This window comes from Ferrimonas lipolytica (assembly GCF_012295575.1).
Classification (GTDB): Bacteria; Pseudomonadota; Gammaproteobacteria; order Enterobacterales; family Shewanellaceae; genus Ferrimonas; species Ferrimonas lipolytica.
The window spans coordinates 295,601-307,570 of record NZ_CP051180.1 but is presented as its reverse complement, the minus strand read 5'-3'; the positions used below and the strand labels follow the sequence as shown (position 1 = coordinate 307,570).

Here is an 11,970-nt window from a genome sequence, read left to right as displayed (position 1 = left end):
GTTAATACAACGCTTTGTCAGCAGTAAGTTGAATAGCACTGGTGCGGCGCGTTTCAAAACCGGCTTGGCAATAACAGAAGTAGAAACGCCATAGACGAATAAAGCGCAGATCGAAGCCGAGCTGTTCAACCTGATCTAACTGGCTTTCAAACCGTTGCCGCCACAGCGCCAAGGTGTGGCCGTAATCCAAACCAATATCTTCAATATTGCGAATTACCATCGAGGTATGCAGCCGAAACTGTTGGCTCAACACCTCCACACTTGGCAAGAAACCGCCGGGGAAGATATAGGTTTGGATGAAATCAACATTGTTACGATAGTGCTGGTAGCGTTGATCAGCGATGGTTATCGCCTGAATGGCTAATCGGCCACCGGGCTTCAACAGCTGTTGCAACTGCTGAAAATAGCTTTCGAGGTAGCGTTCGCCTACCGCCTCAATCATCTCTATCGATACGATTTTATCGAAGCAACCATTAAGGTCACGGTAATCGTCCATCAACAAGGTGATCCGATCCGATAACCCCGCCGCCGCAATTCGTCGTTGTGCTTCTTGATGTTGCGCCTTGGAAATTGTAGTTGTGGTGACCCTACAACCGTAGTGTTTAGCAGCGTAGATAGCCATTGCTCCCCAACCAGTGCCGATTTCAAGTAAGTGATCATCGGCACCCAATTGCAACTGCTGGCACAAACGTTCCATCTTGGCGTACTGAGCCTGTTCCAAGTCGTCACTGTTGCTGAACAATGCACTGGAATAGAGCATGGTGTCGTCCAAAAACAGCTGATAGAACTCATTGGAGAGATCGTAGTGGGCTTCAATGTTCTTACGGGAATTGGCTTTGGAGTTGTGGCGAAGCAGATGGCTAACCTTACGTAGCGGTTTCGAGGCCCAACTAAAGCGTCCCTCGAGCTTGTCGAGCAGATCCAAATTACGGCTAAATAAGCCAATCAAACCGGTTAGGTCATCGCTGTGCCACAAGCCATCTCGGTAGGCTTCAGCCATACCAATACTGCCGCCCAACAATAGCTTCTGCCACGCTAGAGGATCGTTAATAATCAGTTGTGCTACCGGTCCCTCGTCACCTACTTGCCACAGTTGGTCACCATCGCGGATCTGCAACTGGCCGTGACGTAGTCGGGAAAATACCGCCATCGCTAACTTGCGGCAAACCGTTCCGGTTATCGAACCGCTTAGCCTCGATTGGGGCGGATCTACTTGCTCGAGCATCCACTGTCTCCTGATTGGCCAGAATGGGGATAAAACGGGGCTCGTTTTATCAACAATTGCAGCGCTTGGTAATAGATCGCAGCGACGGTTTTCACCGTCATCCAGGGTATCTGCCTCAGTACGCGAGTAAAATTATTTTGGTTCAACGGCTGCATAGTTAAATCCAACCCCGCCCAAAACGCCTTGGATTGTTGATGGCACTCAATGTCGATGCGAATCCGTTGTTCCGTCAACTTAACCCGCCAGCGGTATTCCATTGCTGCTGGCATAAACGGCGAGACATGAAAGGCCTTGTCAGAACGCATGGTTCCGGTTAACGGCACCAGATAGTGATGGCGTTGATTCCAGGGGGTGTTACTCACTTCAGCCAATAGATGGGTGTAGTTGTCGTGTTGCTGCAATAGGTAAAAGTTAATTGGGCTGAAATAGATACCGAAGTAACGAATCTGGCCCAACAGAAAAACCTTGCCGGTAAGAGTTTGCCCCGCTAGCTCACTCATGCGGGTTAGAACATCTTGCTTGAGATCTCCATCGCCGTAGTAATCGTCACGACGAAAATAGGCGATGGGCTTACGCCAGAAGGACCGTAACTGAGTCAGCTCATCCAGATCGAGCCACAGCATATGAGTGCGATACCAAAAACGGTGTTTGGGTGCCATCAACCGGTCGTGAGTAACAATGCCGCTGCAAATGGCTGAGCTCATAAACTCAGCCCAAAACGGCGGCATACATCAACTGCGCTGCGCACGCCATCCTCATGAAAGCCGCTGTACCAGTAAGCACCACAAAAATGACTGCGATTAACGCCGCAAATCTCATTACGCCGTGCTTTCGCCGCTTCTGCAGCCAGATCAAACTGGGGGTGGGCATAACGATACTTACCGATGATACTTGATGGCTTGATCGCTTTAATCGGATTAAGAGTAACGCAGTAGGTTTTGTCGGAGCTAAGCCCCTGCAAAATATTCATGTTGTAACTCAGCGCCACCGGCTTATCAGCACCAGCCCCCATCTGATAATTCCAGCTGGCCCATGCATCACGCCGCTGGGGCAATTGAGATACATCAGTATGCAGTATCACCTCGTTATCAGCGTACCTTATCGCCCCCAATACTGCTTGTTCGGCGGCAGTAGCATCAGTCAGCAGCGCCAAGGCTTGATCGCTGTGGCAGGCGAACACCACTTCATCGAACTGCCACCGCTTACCTTGACTGTCTACGACCTCAACGTGATCGGCACTGCGAGTCACTGCTTGCACCCCATTGCCCTGCTCTAATGCAAAGTTGGGATTTTGCTGCAAACGCTTAACGTACTGCCACGAACCGCCTTGTACCGTGTACCACTGCGGTCGATTGGTGACCGCGAGCAAACCGTGGTGATGAAAAAAACGCAGAAAGAACTGCAACGGAAAGCGACGCATGTCGTCAATACTGGCAGACCAGATGGCCGCTCCCATGGGTAATAGATAGTGGCTAACCATCCAACCGTCGAAACCATGATTATCCAAAAATTCGCCTAAGCAAACATCAGGGATGTTGCCGCTACTGGCTAGCTCGGTACCAAGCTTATTAAAACGCAGGATCTGCCACACCATCTGCCAAAATTGGGGACGAAGCAGGTTACGTCGTTGCGCAAACAGAGTGTTAAGGGTGTGGCCGTTGTACTCCAGATCTTGCTGCGCATCAGTTACCGAAAAACTCATTTGCGCTTTGCGCTTAGCCACGCCGAGTTGGTCGAGAAACTTCTCAAATAGAGGGTAAGTACGGTCATTAAAGACGATAAAACCAGTATCAATGGCGAGGCCATCTACCTCAACCGTATGGGTATGCCCCCCAAGCCACTGCTCCGGTTCAAATAGCGTAATTTTATGTCGTTGTCCCAACAAGTGGGCACTGACTAAACCGGAGACACCCGCACCAACTACTGCAATATTCATTGTATTTTAATCATCCTCTGACAGCAGGCTATTTGCCATCCATCTGGCAACCATGACAGCACTTTAAGCGGCCAATATAGCCGTTTCGGAAAGGCTACTGAGCGTTTACCGGCTGCGATGCCCGCTCGAATACGTTCACTAGCATCATCAACCTCTATCAACCCAGGCATGGCAAAATCATTTCTCTGGGTTAGCGGGGTACGGACAAAACCCGGCGATATCGACACTACCCTTATCTGTCGCGACGCAAGGTCAACTGCAAGGGTTTTCGCAAGAAAGTGCACCGCAGCCTTACTGGCACCGTAAGCATGCGAGCGTGTGAAAGGGAGTAACCGCGCTAAACTATCGACAATAGCAATCACTGCCCCCTCCTTTAGAATAGGTAATAACTCAGATAAACAATGATTTATACTGGATATATTGCTGTTTATGACCAAATTAAAATCATCGCTGTTCCAGCACTCACAGTCGATATACTCGCAAGTGCCAGCATTGAGTATCACTAAATCAGGAGCGGCAACGGCGCGCAGTGCTTGCTGGCATTGCACCAGCTCCGTCACATCAAAAATGCATGGCTGTACATCCCCAAACTGCTGTAGATGCGCCAAATGTGCCGCGTTACGGCCACAGGCAGTCACTCGCCAGCCATCAGCGGCATAGTCTTGCGCCAAACGCGCTCCTATCCCGGAACTTGCACCGGTTATCAACACAGAGGGCATCTATCAGTTTCCTATAGACAAAAATACCGTTACGGCCAGTTACCTTGATTGGATCAGTGAACCACGCAAGCCTTAAACGCGTAGTGAGGACAGAGCAAACGAAAGGATCCCATAATGACTGAGTATCAGGCGCTACCGCTGTTTCCACTACCGAGCCAGGTATTCCCCGGCGGAAAAATGTCGCTGCGGATCTTCGAACCTCGCTACCTGCGTATGGTGAAAGAAAGTTATCAATCGGGTAATGGCTTCGCCATCTGCATGTTGGATGAACGAGGTAATACCGATGCCAATAGCCACATACTGCCGTTAGCTACACGAGTAGAGGTGATCGATTTTGATCAGTTAGACGATGGTTTACTTGGCATTACTGTAGTCGGACTAGAGCGGATCGAGGTGACTAACATCCGTACCGAAGCCGATGGATTACGTATTGGCGTGGTAACGACTCTACCTTGCTGGCCCAAATGCCAAATGCGGCATCAGCAACAATTGGTGGCCGAGCAATTACGCCGAGTTTATCAAGACTATCAGGAACTCGCTCAGCTCTACCCTGAGCCTCAGTTTGATGATGCTAGTTGGGTTGCCCAACGCTGGCTTGAGATTGTGCCACTAGCTGGCAGCACCAAGCAGCAGCTGTGGCAATTTGATGAGCCAACACCCACTTTGAACCTAATTGCAGAGATGTTGCAAAAAGATTGATCTTTTTGTTAAACCAACCCGTAACAGTGATGGTAAATCCACTGGCTAACCGAGATAATGACCCATGATAATGGCAACTCAGAGTACCGTAGCAATGGGATCGGACACCGTCGCTCCAGCGGATGAACAGCGCTCATGGATAGATCGTGTTGCTGCGCATCAGGATAAAGCCGCCTTCGCCAAGTTGTTTCGTTACTATGCTCCTAGACTTATCAGCCACGCCCGCAAGCACTTTAGCAGTGAAGCGATGGCGGAGGAGATGGTGCAGGAAACCATGACCAAGGTCTGGTTGAAATCCCATCTCTATCACCGTGATAAGGGGCAAGTGTCGACATGGATATTCACCATCGCCCGTAACGTTCGATTCGATATGCTACGTCGTTTGCAATCGCGCCCAGAGATACTGGTTGCCGATGAGATTTATCTTGATATGGAAGCGGATTTCGACAACGAATGTGAACCCTTAGATGGCGACATACTGCGCAAACAACTACAAACCTATTGCAATAAACTGCCTGACGGCCAACGACTGGTGGTTGAAATGGTCTACTTTGAAGATAAGTCGCAGCAAGAGGTAGCGGATTCTCTCGCCATTCCTCTTGGTACGGTAAAATCCAGACTGCGATTAGCATTAGCAAAGATCCGGGAGCAGCTCGATGAGTAACATCACCCATCACCCTAGCCTTGAGCTTATTCAGCGATTCGCCAATGGTGAATTGATTGGTGGCACGGCGTTATTGGTGTCCGCTCATACCGAGATGTGCCGCCATTGCCAACAGCTTAAGGCACAGCATGAACAGGTTCTAGCTCAGCAAAGCTTAACCAATGCAGCACCAAATACTGAGTTAGACGATATGTTAACGTCGATGTTGGCGAGCTTACCCGATGTTGATAGAACCCCACCGTCACCACTTACCACGGCTCGCTCACCGCTGACATTACAGCAGCACCGCTTTGAGTTACCACGAGTACTCGCAAATCAACTCGATAAGCTTGGTTCTTGGTCGTCGCAGCCGGGCAAGCTGCACCAAGCGCGGCTCGATCTTGGCGATCACTCGTTGCAGTTGATTCATATGGATCGCAACAGCACCGTGCCGGCTCATACCCACAAAGGTAACGAAGTAACATTAGTGCTCCATGGCGGCTTTAGTGATGATCAAGGTGACTATAAACTCGGTGATTTTATCGCATTGGATCAGCGCCATGAGCACCAACCGCGGACCGATGATCATGAAGATTGCTTGGTAATTAGTGCGGTAGATGCCCCGCTGCATTTTACCTCAGGCTTAGCGCGCATGCTTAACCCGCTATCAAACCTGTTTTTTAAGCCATAGCAGCTACTACAGTAATTGACTGTAATAACTAAGCCGGTCGTGACGTTTGTTTCGACTGGCTTTGTTTTGTTGGCAGCCCTGTCACTATGATTTAGTCGGGCACCGGCTTAGTCACTACCAAGATGATGCCCCGATATGGCAAAGCTCAACACTAAACTACGTAAGCGTTCCAGTATTACTAGCAATAGCTCAATAAGGCACACCATTAGTGTTTGAGAAAAATCATAAAGTACTAGGTGAAGGCAACACGGTACTGGCGATCAGCGAAGGTCAGTTGTTGGGCAAACACGTTGCCTTTACGATCTATTTTGCATTGAAAACAACAACACCGTTGAGCACTGGGACACTATCGAAGTCATTCCCGCTCAAAGTGAATCGACAAACAACAATGGTAAGTTCGGCTTCTAGCCTTTAGTCCGCTGCCATAGCGGTAAACGCCCTTCTATCCGGGGTAAGTGAACACCGCTGGGCTGTCACTGTGGGTATAGGGCAGCTACCTGCTCAATCTGTTCGCCAATAAACACCACAAAGTTTTCTTGGGCTGCGGTTGGCTTAGGCTTAGGCTTAGGCTCAGTAACCGTAGTCGGAGTAATAGCTAAAAAGTTCGGCACGTACTGCAGCAGATAGTTACGCCCATCATCCATCAAGATAACCCCTTTGGCGCGCAACACTGTAGTTGGCAGCTGTGCCATCATCTGCTCGAGTTGCTGTCGATTCACTGGTTTAGTTGGCCGCCAGACGATACTGCCAATGCCATACTGTTGATGATCGTTGTTCACTAGCGGCGTAAAGCGGGGCAGCTTAACCTTGCCGCCTTCAAAATTGATCCCATAAAGTGCACTTGGATTGACATCACCATGGGTTACAACCTCAACCAAGGCGTGACAATTTAACCCGCGAATTTGATTAATCACCGCCTGATAATCACCGGCAGCTAATCGATCGGTTTTAGTCAACAGGATCACATCAGCAAAGCGGATCTGATCAGCAACTATCTGGTAGCGGTCATGCAAAGCCGATAACGACACGGCATCGACCACACAAGTTATTGATGCGATTTGAATCAAGCCAGCTAACTCACTTAGCTCCGGTAGCAAGTTGGCGGGGTTTGCTAAACCCGTGGTTTCTAACACGATAAAATCTGGCTGATAATGCTGCTGAATACGCTCAATCGCATGGTGCAGATTATCAATGAGGGAACAACAGACACAGCCCTCATCCATCCTTTCAACCGCGTAGTCTTGGCCAATCAGCGCCGCATCTAGATGCTGTTGACCAAACTCATTCTGGATCACCGCCGTAAAACGGTTTTTACTGGTTTGGTAATCAATAAAGTTATTTAAGAAGGTCGTTTTCCCTGCCCCCAAAAAACCAGTTAACAAAATTAATTTCGGCCGTTCATTAATGCCAAGGGAGGACTTATCTAATGAGTGCTTGTTGCCCTTTATCTGTCGCTGCCACCACATCGCCTTGGCAAACTCCAACGGCACAGGTTCACCATGGCGCCAGCTAATTTCACTATCAGCCATGCTTACTTCGCTATGGCTCCAGCGCAAACTAAGCATTAGCCGCTGACTGCCTTCGTCACGGATCTCCACCATCAAGCCATGGTTGTCTTGCACCGGTGAAACTACCGGTTCACTAAATTTCATCAGCTGGCTAGGAGAAGCATTAATGCAGTGATTAAGCGAGGTACAGATGGAGTCAAACAACGGCAATACCAGCTCATAGGCGCGCAGGTTTTGATCCAGCCCACCAGCGGCAACTAACTGATGCTCTCCTTGTTTGTCATGCAGAATTATTGGCTCTTGGGTAAAGCGATAATCGCGATCTAAACAGAGTAAATTCAATTGCACCGAGCCGCTGCGACTCACATCTACGGTCAACTCTGCCACTTTAAACAGCGACTGTAACGGCTCCGACTGGCCAAACTGGCTCAGCAGTTGCGGTAATTCTAACTGAGCACGAACAACACCAGCGCGAACGGTAAAACAGTTAATCAACGGTTCATCCGCTTCAGGAAAATAGAGCACAGCAAAATTGCCGTGTTTGATTGGTACTAACGCAAAAATTCCCGCTTGGCTCTCATGCTTTAGGGCAATTGCATTTAAGGTATTTTGCGACTCACGCATTCCCCGCCAGCCAATAGCTTGGCGAACCCCTGGGACAAAGTTAACACGCATCAAACAGGTAGTGATTAAGCTCTGCTTTAAGCGTTCTGGATCGCTCATTACGCTCGGTGGAAACAGGGTCGACAGCGGCATAACGCCCTCCGGTAAAAACGCCGACAAGGTGAGCTTGTCGGCGCCTGAGCTTAACCAAATTCGATAGTGTCGCCATTGCCTAAGTAGGCAGTATCCTTAGAGCGGAACTGCGCCGTCCCCTCAATCACTGGATAGCCGGCATCAATAAACTTATTAGCACAGACAATACCGGTACAGTGATTGCAGCCAATCTTATCGAAGTCATAGTTCTTCAACGAGATAACCAAGTCATCGTACTTAGGATCCCAGTCGTCAAACGGTGAGATATGGAGCCCACCGTAGATGCCATGGAAGTTATCGTTTTCATACTTCAGCTCTTGATAAGCGGTTTCAGCAAAACGAATAATCCCTTGATGACAGCAACCGGTAACACTAACCAACCCTTTATCCTCAACGTTGCAGTAAATTGACTGCTCGCCAAAGACCCGACAGATAATAGGTACAGGGAACACGTAGGTAGCTAACCCTGGAATAATCTTATTAAGCCCATTTTTCAGTTCAACCAACTCACCGGTATGGCCAGAGTCTTTAATGTACTGCAGTCCTTCAGGGTAAAAGCCTTCTGGAATGTAGATCTTAATGTTAGGCGCATACTTTAGCGTCACCGGTAAGCCCCAAAAATGGTCGAAGTGTTCGTGCGATAGGATCAGCGCTTCAATCTCATTGTTGAGCAGCATCTTATCTATCCCTTCGCGCTTGAATGACTCCTCCATCCATTGATACGACCAGCCGCTATCAAGCAGGTACTTTTTGCTGTCGCCGTCAGTGGTTTCAACATCCACCAAAGCCGCGTAACCTCCGGCATTTTCAGGGTGAACTGTATTGGCTTCTATAATCTCCCACGCCTTATCGAGATCATGAGGAAGATACTGTTTTATCTGATCAATCCCCGCCTGGTAGGAACCTTTACCCAAGCCTTTGCCGTTACCAAACGGCGGCCAGTTATAGTCGTACTGATTCACCAACAAGCCGCCAGCTTTCTTGATATCCCCCATCAATACCGCATTTTCAAACCAACTGGTTTCACTGATGTTGGTGACTTTGAGGCTTTTTACCTTACCGATATCCGTCATCTTGCGTTCGATATCGGGAAAGTATGCATCTCGCAACGGCGAATATGAGACCACCCCCATGGCGCCAACCATCCCCAAGCCAACCCCACCAGTAACACCCTTTAGGAAGTTTCTTCTATCCATTAAGTAACTCATAGGTTATCTCCTAAATTGGCTACTTGAGTACATCAACAGCGACATAGAGCGACGGTAGCAACGCCACTACGGCGAAATACAACATCACTCCAACCGCAACGCCGACACCAATACCAAGACCGAAAGAACGATCTGGGCTTTCCGCACGCAATAGCCTTTCCTGCTCAGCGCGTTCAGCTTGCAACTCACCGACACTTTTGGGTTGCATCGACCACATCGGCCAGTTATCCATAAACCAGTGATGTACGAGCATAATATTGACTAGCCAGATCATCGGGATCATGGGGAATTGCTGAGGATGAGAGAACCCTTTTTGAGTACCTAAGAACAGGTGTGAGGTTTTGTAGTAGACGATGTATAACAGCACCGCCGCGACCACGGTAATGAGGGTACGGATCATCGCGTTAACCGGCATAGAGAACTTGCGTGGCCAGTTGTTAAAGTAGAAGTTTAACGCCAACGCCGGCACTAACCAGAAAATCGCCATCTCGCCAACATGAAGCCAACGCCAATCGGGCGAGAACTCACGGCGTGTGCCGCGGATTGCCTCTCCCCAAGTAAGATCCTGAGCAAAATAGAGGAAGAAGTGCAGTGCCAATGCCATCAAAATAATGCCAGCAAATAAGCTCACTCGACGCAGTGTATCGTGCTTAATCAGATTGAATGGATAACGCTGCCAGATGGTCTCAACGAGCCACACCACAACGGTACAGCACATGATCCATGAAATATGGAAGTTACCTGATACGGTATCGGCAAAGTTTTCCCAATAGGGTGGTGTTACCGCGGTAAAGGCTTGCCAAGGCTGATACAAAATGGCCATGTGCGAGTGCATGGTGACGAAATAGACCACCATAGATAGGAAGAAGGTCACCAGCAAAATGGTAATCCCCCGCACCGGCTGAGGCAATTTTTCCCACGGACTGTTTTCGCAAGCAACAACCCACGCGGGTGATAGCCACGATGCGATCGCCGCAAACATTAAAATGGCTAAACTGGCGTATTCAATCGCGAAGAAGGAAGTGATTCCCGGTAATTTTTCCAATTGCTCTGGGTTAAAATACGCCAACCCTAAATTACCCATAAAACCTTCAAAGAAGCCTTTAATAAGTAACAACAAAATAAATACCGATATCGCGGTTAACGCAAAACCTTTAATCACCGGGTGAGTATTATTCAACCATTGCCTTTTGAACGGCCAAAAATCAAAAAGATAGACCATCCAAATCATCATGATTAGCCACCAGCGACAGTACATGTAACCCACATAAGGGGTGTACATTCTCATCAAGCCGCGAGGGTCTTGGAAAATCCACCAAGTTAGATAAAATACTGCAGAGACAAGCAATAAACTGACAATGCCGGAGATCGCTGTGGGTGCCCGACTAACTAATTTACGCTCATCAAGATAACCAATTCCATACTTTTCCATATCTACATTCCTTATTCGCTAAATAAGTTAGCAGCGGAATAACATCGTTCGAAATCAAATTTCGCCAACACTTACATTATGCAGCCCAGTTCAAATATTAAGTTCAATAAACTAAAAGCTTATCAAGGGCAACATGTAAATATTATCAGCAATGGTCAACAAGGCTGTTCTAAATGAAAATTTTATGTTTTGGGTCAAAAAGAAGATAGTTTACGACTCACTCCCAAAGTCAATATGCTAGGGAGACTAAATAATTAATCTATGATTTGGCCTGCTATCAAATATATTGGGGGGTATTCCGCTAACGCTAAATAAGCATTAGGTTGGTAGACTTGTATAACATGCTGTGTATGTTTTTAGCGCCCAATAGGTTTTTCATTCGTTCTAGGTGGTAGTCAACACCACGAGGCGTCATGTAATGTAGATCGGATAACTCATTTCTAGAGTAGCCTTGAGCTAAACCTCTAAGTATCGATAATGAGGCAGGCTTTAACATGCCATAATCTTGCAACGGGCTCTTTAGTAGATTGGATGATTTTGCCGCGTTTTGATAAAAGCTCATCTCATTTAGGGCATTATTAATGCTCTGTCTTACTTCCGACGACGACTGCTGGCAACTACGATCGAAAAAAAACAGGAAGCGGCCGCATAGCTCTTCGCATTGTGGCAAAGGCAAGGTCACTGATACCATTTTCGAGTAGCCGCCACTCTCTCTCATTTTGCCACTGTGCTGATTGCTGCAACGCCAAAAATGGATCTCTTTTCTGACGGTATTACAGAGATCGAAATCAATGGTAGTCAAACCATTGCGGTAATCATCAAAACCGTTTGCTAACGCTTCGGAAGTAAATTTTAGTGATCCTCTTAATTTCAGTCGCTTAAGCCAATCTTTGCCAAGCCAGCTGTCTGGATTATTAAAATCAATTTGAAACATGGCATCAACGGCACCGACGGACAGTCCCAATGATTTTAGCTCTGAGACTAACATCGCCTCAAGACTATTTTCGTTAATTTGTAACTCGTTCATCTATCAACCCTAAAATTATTTTTATATTTAGCTTACATTGGCAAATGCGATTAATAATACTCAGGATGAGTTAAACTGTACTGTTATTATTAGACCATACAATTATTGCCATCAATATAATTAAAT

At 47.7% G+C, this 11,970-nt stretch carries 11 protein-coding genes; 3 read left to right on the top strand and 8 right to left on the bottom strand.

The genetic code is table 11. The annotated features are described in order from the left end of the window. Position 1: 1 nt before the first annotated feature. From HER31_RS01430 to HER31_RS01415, 4 genes are read right to left on the bottom strand one after another with little or no spacing between them, the layout of a single operon-like run. Positions 2 to 1,225 (bottom strand): SAM-dependent methyltransferase, encoded by a 1,224-nt coding sequence (locus tag HER31_RS01430; protein ID WP_168658940.1) that lies wholly within the window; start codon positions 1,223 to 1,225, stop codon positions 2 to 4. Further along, complete coding sequence (locus HER31_RS01425; protein ID WP_168658939.1) at positions 1,210 to 1,929, bottom strand: DUF1365 domain-containing protein; 720 nt, start codon at positions 1,927 to 1,929, stop codon at positions 1,210 to 1,212. The genes HER31_RS01430 and HER31_RS01425 overlap by 16 nt, the downstream gene beginning before the upstream one ends. Further along, complete coding sequence (locus tag HER31_RS01420; RefSeq protein ID WP_168658938.1) at positions 1,926 to 3,161, bottom strand: NAD(P)/FAD-dependent oxidoreductase; 1,236 nt, start codon at positions 3,159 to 3,161, stop codon at positions 1,926 to 1,928. Before HER31_RS01420 ends, HER31_RS01425 begins: the two co-directional genes overlap by 4 nt. Beyond that, positions 3,158 to 3,880, bottom strand: a complete 723-nt coding sequence (locus HER31_RS01415; protein WP_168658937.1) for an SDR family NAD(P)-dependent oxidoreductase — start codon at positions 3,878 to 3,880, stop codon at positions 3,158 to 3,160. Before HER31_RS01415 ends, HER31_RS01420 begins: the two co-directional genes overlap by 4 nt. Before the next feature lie 114 nt (positions 3,881 to 3,994). On the opposite strand from HER31_RS01415, the gene HER31_RS01410 reads away from it, so the two are divergent. The 3 genes from HER31_RS01410 (at position 3,995) to HER31_RS01400 (ending at position 5,913) form a co-directional block, all read left to right on the top strand. After that, positions 3,995 to 4,579: an LON peptidase substrate-binding domain-containing protein gene (locus HER31_RS01410; RefSeq protein WP_168658936.1), complete on the top strand. Its 585-nt coding sequence runs from the start codon at positions 3,995 to 3,997 to the stop codon at positions 4,577 to 4,579. Between the two features lie 70 nt (positions 4,580 to 4,649). Further along, a complete protein-coding gene (locus tag HER31_RS01405; protein WP_238786875.1) occupies positions 4,650 to 5,243 on the top strand; it encodes a sigma-70 family RNA polymerase sigma factor in 594 nt (197 codons plus the stop codon). Then, the gene (locus HER31_RS01400) at positions 5,236 to 5,913 is read left to right on the top strand and encodes a ChrR family anti-sigma-E factor (protein WP_168658934.1); all 678 of its coding nucleotides are present in this window, start codon (positions 5,236 to 5,238) and stop codon (positions 5,911 to 5,913) included. Before HER31_RS01405 ends, HER31_RS01400 begins: the two co-directional genes overlap by 8 nt. Before the next feature lie 473 nt (positions 5,914 to 6,386). Here the strand turns inward: HER31_RS01400 and HER31_RS01395 are convergent, their stop codons facing one another. The 4 genes from HER31_RS01395 to HER31_RS01380 all read right to left on the bottom strand — a co-directional run bounded on the left by HER31_RS01395 (position 6,387) and on the right by HER31_RS01380 (position 11,844). After that, positions 6,387 to 8,177, bottom strand: a complete 1,791-nt coding sequence (locus tag HER31_RS01395; RefSeq protein ID WP_168658933.1) for a CobW family GTP-binding protein — start codon at positions 8,175 to 8,177, stop codon at positions 6,387 to 6,389. A gap of 50 nt (positions 8,178 to 8,227) precedes the next feature. Beyond that, positions 8,228 to 9,385: an MBL fold metallo-hydrolase gene (locus HER31_RS01390; RefSeq protein WP_202983584.1), complete on the bottom strand. Its 1,158-nt coding sequence runs from the start codon at positions 9,383 to 9,385 to the stop codon at positions 8,228 to 8,230. Positions 9,386 to 9,404: 19 nt separating this feature from the next. After that, positions 9,405 to 10,817, bottom strand: coding sequence for a hypothetical protein (locus tag HER31_RS01385; protein WP_168658932.1), 1,413 nt, complete (start codon positions 10,815 to 10,817; stop codon positions 9,405 to 9,407). 307 nt (positions 10,818 to 11,124) lie between these two features. Beyond that, positions 11,125 to 11,844 carry a helix-turn-helix transcriptional regulator gene (locus tag HER31_RS01380; protein WP_168658931.1) on the bottom strand — a complete coding sequence of 240 codons (720 nt, stop codon included), beginning with the start codon at positions 11,842 to 11,844 and terminating at the stop codon, positions 11,125 to 11,127. Positions 11,845 to 11,970: the final 126 nt, after the last annotated feature.